We start from the raw sequence: 19,343 nt of genomic DNA on the forward strand, positions 1-19,343 counted from the left end.
AGTTTTTATTTTAACCGCTCAAATCCACGCTCAAGATCTTCTATCAAATCATCAACGTCCTCAAGACCGATATGCAAACGCAGAGCTGTCCCTTCATACTGCCAATTTGTCGCTGTTCTTATCGCTTTCGGCTTAAACGGTATGATAAGGCTCTCAAACCCTCCCCAGCTATAACCCATGCCAAAATTCTCAAGACCATCAATCATCTTCGCCAGCCGATCACTTGAGTAATTTTCTTTAAGCACGATACTAAACAAACTAGTCGCCCCGTCAAAATCACGTTTCCATATTTCATGACCAGCCGATTCCGGTAGTGGCGGATAAAACACCTTTTCCACCTTATCATGTTCTTGAAGCCAGCGAGCTACTTTAAGACCATTTTCGTAATGCTGTTTGAGGCGCACTGCCATAGTCCTAAGCCCACGTAACGCTAGATAACAATTATCACCGCTCGGTGACGCGCCAAAATTACGGAAACTCCGAAGCAACTGCGGATAATGCTTCTCTTTACATGAGATTACCCCCATAACCAAATCCGAGTGCCCACTGATATATTTGGTAGCGGAATGAATTGATATATCAACTCCCATCTCAAAAGGATTGATATACATAGGTGTCGCCCAAGTATTATCAGCTATTACCACTATATCCTTTTCACGCGCTATTTTCGCTATTGCTGGAATATCCTGCATTTCAAATGTAAGCGAGCCAGGACTCTCAACAAATATAACTTTTGTATTTTCCTTTATTAAACCCGCAATACCCGCTCCAACAGTAGGGTCATAATAAGTAACCTCTACTCCAAAACGCTTTAATTCCTGATCACAAAAACGTCGGTTAGGAGCGTAAGCGTTATCTACCATAAGCAAATGATCACCACTACTTACAAAGGCCATAATTGAACTTACTATAGCGGCAAGACCAGAAGCGGTTACTATAGAATGATCCGCCCCTTCCAACTCCGCTATCACATTTTCAAGCGCCTCAGTTGAAGGAGTACCAAAACGAGCATATGTCGGCATCGCACTTTTACCCTGCTCCGCTGCCTCAAAAGCGGCTAAGTTGGGGAATAAAACTGTAGAAGCACGATATGGCGGAATATTTACCGAACCACGATGTATATCAGGACTAGTGCCAATATGGGCAAGCAATGTTTCTTTTTTCACTTTTGAACCTTTAATCATAATGTATTTATTTACGGGGAATTTTTTCAGGAAATAACCTTGTTAATTCGCGATAGATAACAATATTTACATATAAAAGCAATAACAACAGGTTGCAACTAACAAGTAAAAATATTAAAACACGTAAAACGACTATAACAATCTAGTAAAAACATATAAAAATGCCTGAAAAAACAAATAATAAGCACCATTATCCCGAAGTGAATCCTAACCCTGATTTCCCTAAATTAGAGAAAAAAACTCTATCCTTCTGGAAAGAAAACGATATTTTTCAACAATCAGTTGATTCCCGCTCCACAAAAACTGACTATGGTGAGAATAATGAGTTCGTCTTTTATGATGGTCCTCCATTTGCTAATGGCTTGCCACATTATGGGCATTTGCTCACAGGTTTTGTAAAGGACGCCTTCGCTCGCTATCAAACTATGCAAGGTAAGCGGGTAGAGCGCCGTTTCGGTTGGGATTGTCACGGCCTACCCGCCGAGATGGGTAGCGAAAAAGAGCTTGGTATTTCCGGACGTGCCGCCATTCAGAATTTCGGTATAGATAAGTTCAACGACCACTGCCGTGAAAACGTGATGAAATACGCCAGTGAATGGGAAGATTACGTCACGAGACAAGCCCGCTGGGTGGATTTTAAGAATGACTATAAAACTATGGATACCAACTTTATGGAGTCGGTTTTATGGGCATTCAAACAGCTTTATGATAAAGGGCTAATCTATCAAGCTCACCGTGTGATGCCCTATTCATGGGCAGCGGAAACCCCGCTTTCTAACTTTGAGACCAAGCTGGATAACTCCTATCGTGAGAAGGAAGATAAAGCGATTACGGTGGCGTTTGAACTAAACGAAAAGCCAAAGGGCGCACCTGACGCTGATAAATATTATGTTCTCGCATGGACAACCACCCCTTGGACATTACCAAGCAATCTGGCGTTGGGTGTAAATAGAGAAATGGAGTATTCTTACATTGAAGGGGCAAAAGAAAAAATATGCTACATATGTTCTCCACGTGCCGTAGATTCATTAGCTCCATATTTAGGTAGAAAAGATGAAAAAGGTGCTTGGCGAATAAAATATTTAGGCAAAACCACTGGCGAAAATATAATCGGTCTCACTTACAAGCCCCTCTTCCCTTATTTTGCGGATCGCGCGACTGTCATCCCGAGCGAAGCCGAGGGATCTAGAGATCCTTCGACTCCGCTTCGCTTCACTCAGGATGACAAGAGAGCCTTCCGTATTCTTGACGGATCTTCCTTTGTCACTGATGGTGACGGCACAGGGATTGTGCATCTTGCCCCTGCCTTTGGTGAGGAGGATCAAAAATGCTGTGAGGCAAACGGTATAGAGCTAGTCTGCCCAGTGGACGGGCAAGGCAAATACACCGATGAGATTTTTGATATTGGTACGCAGTCCGGTTTTTCATTTGATACTCTTGAAACTGAGCGTTGTACACTACGCCCATTTACCAAAGACGACGCGGAACTAATTATTTCCCTTCATACCAACCAGATAGTCATGGATACAGTCAATGACGGGCTGCAAACAAAAGAGGAAGCACTTGCTGACCTAGAAACGTTTGTCTCACATCAAGAGGAGCATGGCTATAGCCAGTGGGCGGTCTTCAACAAAGAATCCGGTAAGTTCATGGGACGGGCTGGTTTACAGTTCATGGATCAACGTGCGGATGGTGGCAATAAAAATCCAGTGTTCCGTGTCGCACTACTACCTGATTATTGGAGCTCCGGTTATGGAACTGAATTATGTCGCTTTTGCACTGAATTCGGATTTTATAAACTAAATCTTCCAACAATTATAGCAGGCAGTCTGGATCATAATCCCAGCGCCTTGTTGATGCTTAAGAAAATCGGCTATCAGCAAAAAGATAGAGTAATGTACAAAAATCACATGGGACCTTACTTCACTATCAACAAAGAAGATTATGACGCGAAAAACAAGCTCCCTCCTCTATCTCTTAAAGGCTTAAATGTTATAGCGCAAACTGATGGAAAATGCGACGATGAACCGTACAAACCAGAACAGCTAAAAAAATATGGTTTGGTGAACCTTCGTATTATCAACTGGCTAAAACTAACCGGCAAACTGGTAAAACAAGAGGACATAAAACATAACTATCCGCATTGCTGGCGCACCGACAAACCGCTCATTTATCGGGCAATGCCGAGCTGGTATGTAGAAGTAACAAAGTTCCGTGACCGTGCCGCCGAGCTTAATCAGCAAATAAACTGGATTCCTGAACATATCCGTGACGGGCAGATGGGACATATGTTAAAAACCGCACCTGATTGGAGCATCTCCCGCAACCGTTTTTGGGGAACACCTATACCGGTTTGGAAAAACGAAAAAGGTGAAATAAAAGCATTTGGCAGCATCGCTGAATTGGAAGATTTTTTTGGCGTAGAGGTAGAAGATTTACACCGCCCGTTTATTGATACTCTAACTACCGCCAAAGATGGAAGCAAATGGCAAAGAGTTGAAGATGTGTTTGATTGCTGGTTTGAATCCGGCTCAATGCCGTTTGCGCAAGTGCATTACCCATTTGAGAATAAAGAGTATTTTGAGGAACATTTCCCCGCCGACTTCATCACTGAGTATGTCGGGCAAACACGTGGCTGGTTTAACACGCTGATTATGCTTTCAACCGCTTTATTTGATAAAATTCCATTCAAAAATTGTATCTGTCATGGGGTAGTGCTGGATGCTGAAACCGGACTTAAATATTCCAAACGTCTGAAAAACTACAAAGACCCAATGGAGGTGATTGACCAGTTCGGGGCGGACGCACTGCGCTGGCTTATGATCGCTAGTCCCGTGATGCGTGGACAGGATCTTATGGTTGATCCTGAAGGTAAATTTATCCGTGACGTGGTGCGCCTTGCTATAAAACCTATATGGAATGCGTATAACTTTTTTACGCTTTATGCCAATGCGGATGGTATAGAGGCTTCACTTGTCATCCCGAGCGAAGCCGAGGGATCTAAAGATCCTTCAACTACGCTTCGCTCCGTTCAGGATAACAATATAATGGATAAATACATACTTGCCAAATGCAATCAATCAGTCAAAGAAATAGAAAAATCTATGAACGATTACGATACCCCAACAGCTTGCGACGCTGTCTTACAATTTTTTGATACGCTGAATAACTGGTATATCCGTCGCAGCAAGGAGCGTTTCTGGAAGTCCGAGCATGACACTGACAAGCAGGCTGCCTATGACACGCTCTACACAGTGTTAACTACTATGTGCCGCGCCGCCGTGCCTCTGTTGCCACTAACTTGTGAGGAAATTTATAGAGGGCTAACTACTTCTTCTGCACTCTCACCCTCTGGGAGAGGGCAGGGTGAGGGAAAAGCAAATGTCAGCGTGCATCTTGCCACTTTCCCAACCTATCACCCTTTAACAAGCAAGGATGACGAGCTAATAGATAAAATAGATTGGATACAAGATGTTTGTAATACAGTCCATTCAATACGCTCTCAATTAAAAATACGCACTCGTCAACCACTACAATCCATAAAAATCATTCATCATGGATGGACTAAAAGTGATGAGGAATATAGAGAATATAATGCCATAATTATTGATGAAATAAATGTAAAAGAAATAGATGGTAATTCAGAAATTTCCAACTACGCCACCCTCAAACTCTCCATCAACTCAGCCGTTCTTGGTAAACGCTTATCTGCTAAAATGAAGCAAATAATCCCTGCTTCTAAAAAAGGCGAATGGAAAAAATTAGATAGTGGCGATTTAGAAATCTGTGGCGAGAAACTACTTCCCACTGAGTATAATTTACAGCTTGAGCCAAAGCCAGAATATGCGGAACGGGCGCAGGCATTATCCACCAATGATGCTTTAGTAATTCTGGATACAACTATTACTCCAGAGTTGGAAGCGGAAGGCATCGCCCGTGATGTGGTACGGATGATTCAACAAGCCCGTAAAGACGCGAATCTAAATGTCTCTGATAAAATAGACTTATACATAAGGTCAGAGGAAAAAATAATGTCCGCCATTCACTCTAATAAAAACTATATTATGGAGCAGACCCTTTCTGATAATTTATTGGAAGATGAAATAACTTCACCAACCTACTCCGTTGAAAATAAAATTGACAATAGTACAATTTATATTTCATTCTCGGCATCAAAACAATCACTCAAACATTCCATACCCGCATGAGGATATAATACAATGTCACTACAAGAAAATCAGGCACGAAATATGGTTATTGGTCAGCTGGAAACCAACGCTATTACCACACCATCAATCAAGAAGGTGTTGTTTGATGTACCACGCGAATTTTTTGTCCCGATAGAGTTAAAAAACTCAGCGTATATAGATCAAGATATTGAGATATATAAAAACCGTTTTTTGCTCGCTCCGCTTACCTTCGCTAAACTTCTTGAATTGGCTAATATTACCCCGTCATGCCGAGTGTTGGTCATTGGTTGCGGCAATGGTTACTCTACAGTTATATTGTCTGAACTTGCAGGGCACGTCGTATCCATTGACAGCGACAAGGAGTTAATCGCCATAGCTAATGATAATATGATGCGACTTGGCGTAAAAGATGTAAATATAAAGCACGTCAAAAATATGGCTGATGGTTACGCTATGTCCGCGCCATATGATGTTATATTCATAAATGGCGCTGTTGAGTATCTTCCGCATCAACTTGCCACACAGCTAGCCATCGGTGGCAGACTTGTCGCCATCCAGAAAGTCTCTACCGGTCTTGGCAAAGGTATATTAGTAAAACATATGGACGGACAAGTAAACGTACAGTCATATTTTGATAGTTCATCGGCGACACTTGAAGGGTTTGAACAGAAAGAAAAATTTACATTTTAATAACTTGTTACATAGCACAAAAACCATTATAAAACACTATATGAAAAATACTGTACATCCTCTAAATACGAAAATTATCGCGGCTATTCTTTCTATATCCTTAATTACTGGGTGTGATTACCTACCAGAATCCTTAAATACTTCCAACTCAGAAAAAATAGATAGTAAGCAAAATGACAATGCGGCTTCTATCGGACCTAAGAAAGAGTCGGTTAAAAGTGAGGAACATAGTAAAGATGAGACGTCAAAAAACGCTAATCCAAAATCATATGATAAAAAAACATCCAAGCCCGACAGCAATTACCTGAATATTGAAAAAACCGCTATCGCCGGTAAAGACAAAAATGATTACAGCATAATAGATGATGTTTCTCTTAGAAAAACCCTAGAATATGTCTATGATAATCACCCGCAAATAAAAGCGAAGCGTGAAGAGCTAAAAGCGATTGATGAGAATGTAGCGCAGGCTATTTCTGGATTCCGTCCAGATGTGACCGCGAATCTTAGCAAAGGTAGAGAGAGAATCAAAAGTACGACACCTGACTGGAATTATGGCGACTCAAAATCCAAAAATATAGTCGTAAACCAGCCAATATTCAAAGGAGGTAGAACCCTTGCCGACCTAAAAACATCAAAAGAACGAGTAAAAGCGGCAAGAGCGGAACTGCTTTCTACCGAACAAGAGTTATTATTTAACGCGGTAGTGTCCTACACCGATGTGGTAGAAAAATATTATGTGCTGAAATTAAACCAAAAAAATGTTGATGTACTTAAAAGACAGCTTGAGGCGACAAAATCAAGATTCAAAGTTGGCGATCTCACCTTGACTGATGTATCACAGTCAGAAGCACGTCTGGCACGTGCTGTAGCTGACGAAAGACAAGCACTTGGTGATCTGGAAGTGGTAAAAGCTACTTTCAACAGAATAATAGGTTACGAAGCTAATAAAGACATGAAAATGCCTCCTGTTCCATCTGAGATACCAACAAGTCTTGCTAAGGCACAAGAGATAGCGTCAAGCAATAACCCTATTTTAATCGCCGCTCGTCACTTAGAGAAATCAGCCGATAGTGACGTATATAGTAAAGCCTCTAGCCTGTTACCGGACGTATCCTTACAAGGAGTAGCAAGCAGAAGTGACAGCGCGAATAATTTTAGCAGCTTTGATAGCGATAGTATTAAATTAAATGTAACGATACCTATATACAGATCGGGAGCTGAGTGGTCGCGACTAAGACAGGCGAGAAATCTAGCGCAACAAGCTAAATTTAATACCATTGATACTAATAAATCAATTATTGAAAATGTTACTATCGCTTGGGAAGCTTATAATACGAGTAAAGAAATTATTAAATCTAACCAAGCAGCGGTAGAGGCCGCCAAAGTGGCGTTAAATGGTGTCCGCAAAGAAAATGAGTATGGTGTGCGTACCATACTTGACGTGCTTGACGCTGAACAAGAAGCGTTCTTCGCTGAAGTAAGCCTTATTAAAGCTATTCGTAATGAAAAAATACAAGCTTACAGACTACTTGCCACAATAGGAAAATTAACCAATGAAGGTCTAAAAATAAAGACAACAACAGAAAGTCCAAAGAAACATTATGATAGTATAAAATATCAGTTAATTGGATTATGATAATGTTTATTTAATACTTTTTATATAATTATATAAAAATGCTCCAAGTATTGGATAATGGATTATAGTGTTTTTTTATTTTTGACCATACTGGTCAGTCAAAGGAAAATATGTTAATAATACATATGATGAACGATAAACGGTATATATAGTGTTGGAGAATGCCATGGAGGCAAAGAAAAAAGAAGAGACTGTCGGTGATGATGATCTTTCTATGGAGGATATTCTTCAGTCAATACGTCGTATAATAGCCGATGATGAAGATGGTGACGAAGAAGTAAAAGCTGAAGATGCTAAAACTAATGGTGAGGATGTTAAACCAGATGCTGTAAATGACTCTGACATATTGGAACTCACCGATATGATAGAAGACGATGGTTCAATAACAAATCTTAAGGATGGTAATAATGATAATAAAGAGGACTCTTCTGTAGACGTACTGGATAATATTGATGAAGCGCTGAAGCCAGAAGAAAAAATAGAAGGCAAAGAAGAGAAAACAGAAGAAGCCCCAGTGGTTCAAGAAGAAGTAAAAGCTGAGGAAGCGGTTGCTGATTCTACTGAAGAACCTAAACAAGAAGCTACTGATGATAGCCTAATCTCAAAGGAAACAGAAAATACCGCTTCCGCCGCTCTGTCTAAACTCAAAAAACCAGATAAACCAGCCGCTCCTCATGTTCCATCACCCGCTTTCCGCTCTGGTAAAACCGTAGAGGATATGGTAGAGGAAATGCTGCGCCCAATGATGAAAGAATGGCTTGATGATAATCTTCCAGAGATTGTTGAGCGTTTGGTCGCCAAAGAGATAGCAAGACTTAGTCGCGACTAAAAACCAGCCAAATCCCCATTGAAAAACCTATTGATAGATTGAAGTATTTTTGCTTTAATCCCGTCTCTGTCGTCTCCATTAATTACTATACGACGCATGATAGAAAACTTACGATAAAAAGTGACAATAATGACTAAAACTTATGGAAAATCAACTCTGCCCAGCAGACACGTAACTGAAGGAGCCGAGCGCGCCCCTCATCGCTCATATCTTTACGCTATGGGCATAACTGAGGCTGGAATCAATGCTCCGCTTATCGGAGTAGCCACAACTTGGAACGAGGCAGCTCCCTGTAATATAACCCTCGCCCGTCAAGCACAAGTTGTTAAAAAAGGTGTCGCGGCAGCCGGTGGTACTCCTAGAGAATTTACCACTATCACCGTAACTGATGGTATCGCTATGGGGCATGAGGGGATGAAATCATCTCTTATTTCAAGAGAGGTCATCGCTGACTCTGTTGAGCTTACTATGCGTGGTCATTGTTATGACGCTCTTGTTGGTCTTGCCGGATGTGATAAATCATTACCCGGACTCATGATGGCAATGGTAAGACTAAATGTTCCCAGCGTGTTTATTTACGGTGGTTCTATCTTACCAGGAAAATACAAGGACAGGCAGGTAACAGTAGTTGATGTCTTTGAGGGAGTGGGCAAGTATAGCTCTGGAAATATGAGTGAGGAAGAGCTACGCGCGCTTGAACAGGTCGCCTGTCCTTCCGCTGGCTCATGTGGTGGGCAATTTACCGCTAATACTATGGCTTGCGTAAGCGAGGCGATTGGTCTTGCTCTGCCTAACTCCGCGGGCGCTCCAGCACCTTATGAGTCACGTGATTCTTTCGCGTTTGAATCCGGAAAAGTAGTTATGGAATTACTTAAGAATAAGCTGCGTCCCCGTGATATAGTAAGTCGGAAGGCACTTGAGAACGCCGCCGCTGTTGTCGCCGCGACCGGAGGCTCTACTAACGCAGCTCTTCACCTACCGGCTATCGCCAATGAGTGTGGAATAGATTTTGATATACACGCTGTTGGTGAGATATTCAAACGCACTCCATATCTTGCTGATTTAATGCCGGGCGGGAAATATACCGCCAAAGATTTATATGAGGTTGGCGGCGTTCAAATAGTAATGAAAACCCTACTTGCTGGTGGATATTTACATGGTGACTGCATAACAGTTACCGGAAAAACCATCGCTGAGAATCTTGAGAGTATAAAATTCCCAGCCAAGCAAGATGTCGTTTATCCTCACGATAAACCGCTAAGGGACGAAGGTGGTGTCGTTGTGCTTAAAGGTAATCTCGCCCCAGAAGGAGCTATCGTAAAAGTCGCTGGAATGAAAAATCTAGTATTTAGCGGCACAGCTTTATGTTTTGATTGTGAAGAAGACGCTTTCGCAGCGGTTGAATCAAGAAAATACAAGGAAGGTGACGTTATTGTAATTCGTTATGAGGGACCTCGTGGAGGACCAGGTATGCGTGAGATGCTCTCAACAACCGCCGCCATATATGGTCAAGGAATGGGAGACAAGGTAGCGCTCATCACTGATGGTCGTTTTTCAGGAGGAACTAGAGGTTTCTGCATCGGGCACGTTGGTCCGGAAGCGGCACTTGGCGGAGTCATCGCTCTTCTTAGAGATGGCGATAAAATAACGATTGACGCTGCAAATTCTACCATAGACGTAGATATTTCTGACAAAGAACTGGAAGAACGCCGTAAAAATTGGAAACCACGTAGTAATAATCATAATTCTGGCGCTTTATGGAAATACGCGCAAATAGTTGGTTCCGCTGAAAAAGGGGCGGTAACCCATATGGGAGGCAAAGCCGAAAAAGGTAGCTATGCGGATATTTAGCATCTTTTTTATATGCTTACCACTTACAATAGCCTACGCATTATGTGAATTAAGTGATAAATTCCACATAGCGGAGCTTGCCGTTCACTGGCGGATGCACTTTGCCGCTATTGCTCTAATTTTTACCATAATATTTATATTCTCAAAAAATATAATGGTTAGCGTATGGCTTCTAGCGTTAACATTGGCACTTGGCATACCAGCCATGAAAACGCTTGAGTCAGCTAAACCGCCAAGAGGAAAAGAAATTACCAAAATAAAAATACTCCAATATAACATTCTGTATAATAATAAAAACTTTAGGGAAGATATTAAATGGATGGTAAAACAAAAAGCTGATATTATTATTCTGCAAGAAATCAACAGGGATAGAGCAACAGAATTAAGGCCATTAATAAAATATTATCCTTGGTCCAAGATAAAAATTAATAAAAACCGTGATGCTTTTGGTATGGCTATATTCAGTTCCCTGCCAGTAAATAGCTTTCGCTATATAAATATAAATGATGGCTGGAACAAATATAGCGTAACTGATTTTTTTGTATCAGGGCAAAATATACGCATGTACGAACTGCATACTCCTCCGCCTATGTCAAAGGAGTTCTTTGAACAGAGAAACATTAATCTAGAGTTAATGGCTAAATTACTGGAAAAAGATAGATCTACCTACCGTATATTAATTGGCGATTTTAACTCTACAATATATTCACCATATCTACAAAATGTAATAAAACGTGGATATATGAACCATTCCCAACAAGGGTTTAACTTATCTGGAACATGGCCTAAATTTATGCCATCACCATTTAGAATAGCCATAGACCATCTATTTACCTCAAAACAGATTGAAATAGTCAAAAGAAGTGTATTACCATATGGAGATTCCGATCATCTTCCTGTACTTACTGAATTAAAAATATATAAGGAATAAAAGATGCCTAGTAAAATGAGCAGGGATACCGCCCTTAAAATACATTATATACTGGATCAGCTAGTTCCACCAATAATACGTGACTGTAAATGGATTATGTCATTTCCACTATGGGTAATGTTCCGTCACCGTTATAAATCATATCTTAACTTCAAAGAGATAGCATTTGATTTAAGCGAAGAGGAATTTCGTGGTTTTTACCGTATGGTAAGTGATACAGCTATAGAAAGAGATACCGATCTTAATAAAGCTTCAATAGACAAAATAATGATGCATACTAAAGGGGATAAAATACTTGATGTTGGCTGTGGTCGGGGATTTCTAGTAGATATATTAAGCAAAAATCACAACGATGTTTCAGGAGTTGACATCGTAATACCACCAGTAGTCAGAGAAAAATTTCCTAAAGTAAAATTCTTTGAGGATAATGTTGAGTCACTCCCTTTTGATGATAGTGAGTTTGATACTGTAATCTGCACTCATACTCTGGAGCATGTCCGTAATATCCACTTAGCGATATCCGAACTAAGGCGTGTTAGCAAAAGACTAATTATAGTAGTTCCTCGCCAACGTCCTTATAAATTCACATTTGACCTACATCTTAATTTTTTCCCCTACAATTACTCACTGCTCTCGGTTATGGGAAAAATAAAAGGTGAGTCGCTTTGTGAGGATGCTGATGGTGATATTTTCTATATGGAACAAAAATCATCATAATAGCGATATGACCAAGCTGATAAAGCCAATTTACATATTACTCCTCCTAGTATTATTACAATCCACTCTCTCATACTGTTTTTTACTCTCACATTTTTATGAGTTAAAAACATCAGGAGCCGATAGCGCTTCTTTTATCCAGCTATTTCATAATCTAGTTAACGGTTATGGGATGATTTCGTCCACCTCTCCACCATATATATCTCAACATTGGTTTGGCTTTCATTTCTCACCAATACTTTATACTATAGCTCCTATATACTGGCTATTTCCATCGCCGAAAACCTTGTTTTTATTACATACAATTCTCATATCATCTGCCACCATCCCTTTATTTTTTACTTGTAAAAAAATATTTAGCTCTAGCTGGCAATCACTTGTCATCTGTATATTCTACCTAATAAACCCTTTGATAATAAACGCGCAAATCTTTGATTTCCATGAAATGGCGTTTGCTCCTCTGTTCATTACAATTATCCTATGGTCAATTATTAATAATAACAAAATATGGTTTATAATATTCTGCTTTCTACTACTTACGATAAAAGAACATTATGGTCTTAGCGTATTTGGCGCTGGAATACTCTGGGCATATCATAATCGTGACATTAAATTTGGACTTAGCGCGTCACTAATTGGACTCGCCTCATTTTTAATAATAATAAAAATAATAATGCCTTATTTCCACCCAGATACCAGCCTTGCTATGTTAAATAGCAGTGCCAACACTAACTATTTCGGCTGGATATTTACCCCTTTCGCTGACCCAGAACTTCTTGGCAAAAGGTTGGTGGAATCCATATTTTATATATTCCTGATGATATATCCGCTATGGTTCCAGCCATTATTAGCGCCGTTATGGATGCTTCCGGCACTTGCTGATATATTTATCAATAGCGTATCAAATAATGATATGCTACGCCACCCTTCCGCTTATCACTCAGCACCGATAGTTCCCGTATTATTAATCGCTTACTGCGTTGTTATAGCGAAACGTTATAATCAAATCACAAAAATAAAAAGGTGGGAATTCATCGCCGCGACTGCGCTAATGGTTGGTTTTTATTCATATAGCTTAACTTCTCTTCCTCACCTTCCAAATAACATATGGGAGCTTTCATCTATAAAGTCTGACTATTCACAAGGCGATAAAAAATCTATAAGTGATATAAATAATATTATTGGCGGTGACTCTATAATATCAGTCCAAGATAATATAATGCCACATATAGCGACCCGCCGTTATTTGTATATGTTCCCAAACGAGTCCGAGCAAACAGAGGACTACATAATAATAAACACCCGCAATCCGTTCCTGAAACATTTTCATGCTTTTGGAACGCCATATGTGGAAGATGAGTTTATTACTTATCTAAATAAAATACACGAGCTTATAAATAATAGGCACTGGAAGATAAAATATTACAGCGATAATTGGTTATTACTTAAGAGAAATGATAAAAATGATACTGACGATGTTAGCGATACCAATAATCAAGAAATAAAGAATCAATTAGAATCAGATCTAGAGCAGCTAAAAATAAAACAAGACAAGTTGGATAAAATCACAAAACGGAATTAAAAATCAAGCCACCTTCTCATCACTGGTGTTTATCCCTAGCAACTTAAGCTTACGATGCAAAGCGGAACGTTCCATACCAACAAAATTTGACGTTCTTGATATATTACCACCAAAACGCTCAATCTGAGCTACTAAATATTGCTTCTCAAATAATTCCCTCGCCTCTCTTAGAGCCATTGACATAATATCAGCGTTAGTTTCTGGGCGAGCGAGCACTGGGTTAGACGTTAATATCTCCGGTGGCAACTCATCAGCGGATATAATCGCGCTCTTATCCTCTGTCATAATAAGTAGCCATTCCATCATATTACGCAACTGCCGTACATTTCCCGGCCACGAATATGACTGCAACATAACAATAGCTTCTTGTGAAAGCGATCTAACCGACGCGCCAGATATTTCAGCGGCACGCCTGATAAAATAATCACATAATTCCGGTACATCCTCTCTCCTATCTTTAAGAGAAGGCATCCGCACAGGAACCACGTTAAGCCTGTAATATAAATCCTCACGAAATCTGCCGGACGCTATTTCATTTTCCAGAGTGTGATTACTAGCGGCGATAACCCTAACATCTATACCAACCTTATTTTTACCACCCTTACGAGTAAAGCTTCCTTCCTGTAACACTCTGAGTATCTTAGCCTGCGCTTCCAGAGGTATCTCAGCTATCTCATCTATAAATAAAGTCCCATTGTGAGCCTTTTCAAAAACCCCTAGCCTTTCCGCTCCTCCTGTTGGATTTACATCCTCAACCCCAAAAAGCTCTGCCTCAGCTTTTTCCGTTGTAAGCCCCACACTATTCATCACCACGAAATTGCCAGATTTCCTTGAGGATTTATCATGAATAATACGAGCGACCATCTCTTTACCAGTTCCCGGAGCGCCAGTTATCAACACACGACTAGATGTAGAAGAAACTTTATCAACTACATTGCGCAACTGCTGCGCTGCCTGTGATTTACCATCAATCCTCATTTCAAACTTGCCACGCGTCTTAAGCTCGCTATTTTCCATACGTAGCTTAGCGTTCTCGAGCGCTCTTTCCACTACCAACAGAAGCCTATCTTCCTTAAACGGCTTTTCTATAAAGTCATAAGCACCCATTTTTATGGACGAAACAGCGGTTTCAATATTTCCGTGTCCGCTTATCATAACCACTGGAATATGCGGATATTTTTTCTTCACCATCTCTAATATACCAAGCCCATCCAGCTCGCTACCTTGAAGCCATATATCAAGTATAATAGCGGAAGGAACCCGCTCAGCAATCGCCCTAAACGCTGAATCACTACTATGAGCGGTACGCGTACCATACTTAGCGTCCTTCAATATATCGGAAATGAGTTCACGAATATCTTTTTCATCATCAACAATAAGAATATCAGCGGTCATAAACAACTCAGGACTAGAAGTTATAGGCTAAAATTTAAAGATTAACAGCCAGAAAACATGAGGATTTTTACTACAACCAGCCTCGAGCACCCAGCCTTTATTTTGCGTCTTTTATATCACAGTGTTGCAAAAAAGAAAGCGTTACTTTTACACCATTTGGTTTAATATTTTCTATTTTTATCAACCCATTATGATCTTCGACTATTTTCTTAACTATAGAAAGACCAAGACCAGTTCCCTTCTTACGAGTAGTTACATAAGGCTCAAGAAGCTTCTCTGGAGAGTTTTCTTGCAAACCAATTCCATTATCCTCAACAGTTATACTAATTACCCCATCATTATAATCAGCTCCAACCTTAACTACACCATTCTCACTAGACCACTCATCGCCATTTACATTATCATCAATAGCCTCCACAGCGTTTTTAAGCAGATTAGTCATAACCTGCGTCATTTGCCGCTCATCACAATTCATGAATATATGCTCAGCGCTAAAGGAAAGTTGAAAATCATAATTAGGACAAACAACCTTAGCCGAGAACACCGCTTTTTTTATTATAGTGATAATATCTTCTTTAGAAAAACTTGCTGTCGGCATTTTAGCGAATGAAACAAATTCTTCTACCATCTTACCAATATCAGCAACATGCTTAGTTATAGTATCAGTATATTTTATAAAACTATCCTTATCCTCTTCTACAAATTTCAGATATTTACGCTTTATCCGCTCAGCTGAAAGCTGAATCGGGGTAAGCGGATTCTTAATTTCATGCGCTACACGACGCGCCACATCCGCCCATGCCGCGCTGCGTTGAGCGGCTATTAAAGGTGTGATGTCATCAAATGTTATTATAAATCCTTTAATATTACCCTCAATATGCTCAACAGTTACCCTCACATGCAAAGAAAGGGATTTTTTGTCACTATTTATAGTAATGGTACCTTCGGCTATATCCATCGGCTTATCTTCAGCCGCTAGCAAAAGCTCTTCCATTTCAGGAAAAAGATTTACTATATGCTCACCATTTACGATATATTTTCCGACCATACTAAAAATAGACTCAGAGGAACGGTTATGTAGAGTAATTATTTTCTCACGATCCAAGGCGATAACACCAGCGGACACACCGGAAAGAACAGTCTCAATAAATATCCTACGTTCGTCAACACTACGGTTCGCCTCTATCAGATCCTTCCTCTGCGCATCCAATTGCTCGGTCATACGGTTAAAACTACGGCTTAAAGTCCCAAGCTCATCATTACCGATCTCCCCACTAATCCGCGCGCTAAAATCCCCACCTCTTACTCTTTCCGCCGCTTGAACCAGCTTTCTTATCGGACGAGTAAGCCTTGTGGCAAATACCATACCATACCAAGCGGAGCTAAGAAGCAGCAATAAAGCCATAGTAACGAACACTATAGAAAAGGTCATACTAAAACGATTAAGCTGCTTCTTTAGGCTTTCATACTCATTAACCGCCCCTTGCGTATTACGCATATGCTCTATTACCTTGCTATCAATTAACCGACCCACCAGCAAGTATCCATACCTCAAAGACGGTATTTTTATAAGAGCCTGAACCTTATCATAATCAAACGCCAAAATTACTACCTCACCACGCTCCGCCTTTTCCAAAGCATCTTGCGGAATAGTCTCAAAAGACAAAGAGAAACTGAACCTACTCTGCGCTATTATTTTGTTACGCTGTACTACTATAGCTTCCGTAAGCTCCCGAAGAGCCGCCTGTGTGGAAACCGCCCTATCAAAACTCTGTGGATTTGATATTACTAAACTCGCTATCTTATCCAAATCCCCTGCCATAGCTATAGCGTCCGCTCTAATATTTTCCTTGTGCTCCACAAGATAAGCCTCAGCTACTGCCTTTGACTCCTGAACAGTACGCTGCACCCGTTCATTAAACCATGTTTGAATACCAATATTAAAAAATATAGCTGAAAAAATAGAAACTATGAGCGTTGGTATTATTGTAACCAAGCTGAACATAGCCACAATACGCTTTTGTAGCTTGTAATTAGCAGATCCTGATTTCAATGTCTTCCACAACCAGTAAATGCGTACAATTATGATAGATATGACAAAGGAAAATAGAACAACATTAACAGTAAGCAATCTGATTATTCGCTTTGGTTTCATCCCGAAATCAGCGGAATCATCATCTATTATGCCATAAGTAACAGCAAGTGATACGCACACAGAAACTATAGCGATAACTAATATATTACGCTTAAGCCAATGAGCAAAACTAGCTACAGAACTCCTAACCGATAATGTAGTATCATCTGTCATAAAATTGATAATTTATCCGTTATTTTAACTTGCCCTAAATCATAGTTTTATAACCAAGAATCTATAACACAAAACTAAATACTAATCCCAAGCTCAACTATCTTTTTACGCAACGTATTACGATTAATTCCCAGCACCTGCGCGGCCTTTAATTGATTTCCAGCGGTTTCTCTAAGTGTCATTTCTATGAGTGGACGCTCAAAAAGCGGTAACACCCGATAATAAAGCCCAGAAGGTGGCAACTCATCACCACGATGTGATAGAAAATAATTACGCAGATGCTCTTCTATACTTTTTTCCAGACCAGATGACTGCCTCCTTAATTTCCTATCGTCTATTTCTACGGTTTTTAGCATGTCATCACGACCCAATAACTACGTCTTTTTCTGTTTTTTTGCCTCAGGCATAGCAGCCTTTACAAAAGAGGCAAAAAGCGGATGTGGCGCGAACGGTCTGGATTTCAACTCAGGGTGAAACTGAACACCAACAAACCAAGGGTGCTCTTTTATTTCCACTATTTCTGGCAAATGTCCTTCCGGTGAAAGTCCTGAAAATACCATACCTGATTTCTCAAATTGCTCACGATATTCTAAGTTAACCTCATACCTATGACGATGGCGCTCGCTTATCTTGTCACTACCATATACCTTACGAGCTAGACTTCCTTGCTTAAGCAAACAATCATATGCTCCAAGCCGCATTGTCCCACCAAGATCACTATTTGCCGAACGAGTCTCTATCATTCCCCCACGTTGCCATTCTGTCATAAGACCAACTAGAGGTCCTCGTTCATCATTACCCTCATAACGGTTAAATTCCGTAGAAACAGCGTTTTCTATCCCAAGAACATTACGCGCGTACTCTATCACCGCAAGCTGCATACCAAAACATATTCCAAGATATGGTTTTTTATTCACCCGAGCATAGGTAATAGCAGCCATTTTTCCACCAACACCTCTTTCACCAAAACCACCAGGAACCAATATCGCATCCACATCCGACAAAGCTTTCCCAGCATCTTCCAGCTTAAAGCCAGAAGCATCAACCCAACGTATATTTACTTTTACTTGATTAGCTATTCCGGCGTGATCCAAAGCCTCACAAAGCGACTTATAAACATCACCAATACCAGTATATTTGCCAACTATAGCGACCGTAACCTCACTTTTCGGATTATTTACCCTATCAAGAATATCATCCCATTTTTTAAGATTAGGTTCTTTTCCATTTTCTATCCCAAAGGTTTTAAGCACCTGAAGGTCAAAATGCTGTTCATTATAACAGCGCGGCACCTCATATATTGACTCCACATCTTGCCCAACGATAACCGACTCTTCTTTTATATTACAAAATAGCGCTATCTTGCGTCGTTGCGCTATCGGAACTTCCCTCTCCGCCCGACACAGCAATATATCCGGTTGAATACCAATAGTCCTAAGTTCCTTAACACTATGTTGAGTTGGCTTGGTTTTTAGTTCTTTAGCGGCTGCTATATAAGGTATCAGGGTAAGGTGTATATACATAACCCTTTCCTGACCTAATTCCCAGCCAAGTTGTCTTATCGCCTCTAAAAATGGCAAGCCCTCTATATCACCAACAGTTCCACCAATCTCACACAGGACAAAATCCTCATCACTAGTATCTCGCAAAATAAATTCTTTTATTAAATCAGTAACATGTGGGATGACCTGCACAGTTCCACCAAGATAATCCCCTCTACGTTCTTTAGAAAGCAGCATAGAGTAAATCTGTCCGGTACTGACCGAATCAGTCCTTCTCGCACTTACACCAGTAAAACGCTCATAATGCCCAAGATCCAGATCCGTCTCCGCGCCATCATCAGTCACGAAAACCTCACCATGCTGCGTTGGATTCATAGTTCCAGGATCCACATTAAGATAAGGATCTAATTTACGCAGCCTTACCTTATAACCTCTCGCTTGTAACAAAGCACCAAGACTAGCTGAGGCAAGCCCCTTGCCTAAGGACGAAACAACACCCCCTGTTATAAATATAAAACGTGTCGGCAT

13 protein-coding genes are annotated in these 19,343 nt (G+C 40.4%); 8 read left to right on the top strand and 5 right to left on the bottom strand.

From position 1 onward, the window contains the following. Window positions 1–5 precede the first annotated feature (5 nt). Window positions 6–1,184 (bottom strand): cystathionine beta-lyase, encoded by a 1,179-nt coding sequence (gene metC / locus R3D71_08085; GenBank protein ID MEZ5691608.1) that lies wholly within the window; start codon window positions 1,182–1,184, stop codon window positions 6–8. Between the two features lie 161 nt (window positions 1,185–1,345). Between metC and R3D71_08090 the strand changes: the two genes are divergently transcribed. From R3D71_08090 to R3D71_08125, 8 genes are all read left to right on the top strand, one after another. Beyond that, the gene (locus tag R3D71_08090; protein ID MEZ5691609.1) at window positions 1,346–5,392 is read left to right on the top strand and encodes a GNAT family N-acetyltransferase; all 4,047 of its coding nucleotides are present in this window, start codon (window positions 1,346–1,348) and stop codon (window positions 5,390–5,392) included. A 12-nt stretch (window positions 5,393–5,404) separates the two neighbouring features. Next, window positions 5,405–6,064, top strand: a complete 660-nt coding sequence (locus tag R3D71_08095; GenBank protein MEZ5691610.1) for a protein-L-isoaspartate O-methyltransferase — start codon at window positions 5,405–5,407, stop codon at window positions 6,062–6,064. A gap of 40 nt (window positions 6,065–6,104) precedes the next feature. Then, a complete protein-coding gene (locus R3D71_08100; protein ID MEZ5691611.1) occupies window positions 6,105–7,700 on the top strand; it encodes a TolC family outer membrane protein in 1,596 nt (531 codons plus the stop codon). 166 nt (window positions 7,701–7,866) lie between these two features. Beyond that, entirely contained in the window at window positions 7,867–8,529 is a 663-nt protein-coding gene (locus R3D71_08105; protein ID MEZ5691612.1) for a DUF2497 domain-containing protein, read from the top strand. A gap of 129 nt (window positions 8,530–8,658) precedes the next feature. Then, a complete protein-coding gene (gene ilvD, locus R3D71_08110) occupies window positions 8,659–10,380 on the top strand; it encodes a dihydroxy-acid dehydratase (GenBank protein ID MEZ5691613.1) in 1,722 nt (573 codons plus the stop codon). Continuing rightward, complete coding sequence (locus R3D71_08115; protein MEZ5691614.1) at window positions 10,367–11,311, top strand: endonuclease/exonuclease/phosphatase family protein; 945 nt, start codon at window positions 10,367–10,369, stop codon at window positions 11,309–11,311. Before ilvD ends, R3D71_08115 begins: the two co-directional genes overlap by 14 nt. 3 nt (window positions 11,312–11,314) lie before the next feature. After that, a complete protein-coding gene (locus R3D71_08120; GenBank protein MEZ5691615.1) occupies window positions 11,315–12,028 on the top strand; it encodes a class I SAM-dependent methyltransferase in 714 nt (237 codons plus the stop codon). Further along, a complete protein-coding gene (locus tag R3D71_08125; GenBank protein ID MEZ5691616.1) occupies window positions 11,991–13,610 on the top strand; it encodes a DUF2079 domain-containing protein in 1,620 nt (539 codons plus the stop codon). Before R3D71_08120 ends, R3D71_08125 begins: the two co-directional genes overlap by 38 nt. A gap of 3 nt (window positions 13,611–13,613) precedes the next feature. On the opposite strand, the gene R3D71_08130 is transcribed toward R3D71_08125, so the two are convergent. The 4 genes from R3D71_08130 to R3D71_08145 all read right to left on the bottom strand — a co-directional run bounded on the left by R3D71_08130 (window position 13,614) and on the right by R3D71_08145 (window position 19,343). After that, window positions 13,614–15,005 carry a sigma-54 dependent transcriptional regulator gene (locus R3D71_08130; GenBank protein ID MEZ5691617.1) on the bottom strand — a complete coding sequence of 464 codons (1,392 nt, stop codon included), beginning with the start codon at window positions 15,003–15,005 and terminating at the stop codon, window positions 13,614–13,616. 97 nt (window positions 15,006–15,102) lie between these two features. Next, window positions 15,103–17,313, bottom strand: coding sequence for a PAS domain-containing sensor histidine kinase (locus R3D71_08135; protein MEZ5691618.1), 2,211 nt, complete (start codon window positions 17,311–17,313; stop codon window positions 15,103–15,105). A 74-nt stretch (window positions 17,314–17,387) separates the two neighbouring features. Next, window positions 17,388–17,669, bottom strand: a complete 282-nt coding sequence (locus R3D71_08140; protein ID MEZ5691619.1) for a helix-turn-helix domain-containing protein — start codon at window positions 17,667–17,669, stop codon at window positions 17,388–17,390. A gap of 18 nt (window positions 17,670–17,687) precedes the next feature. Beyond that, window positions 17,688–19,343: a CTP synthase gene (locus tag R3D71_08145; GenBank protein ID MEZ5691620.1), complete on the bottom strand. Its 1,656-nt coding sequence runs from the start codon at window positions 19,341–19,343 to the stop codon at window positions 17,688–17,690.

It is taken from the genome of Rickettsiales bacterium (genome assembly GCA_041396965.1).
Taxonomy (GTDB): domain Bacteria; phylum Pseudomonadota; class Alphaproteobacteria; order Rickettsiales; family SXRF01; genus SXRF01.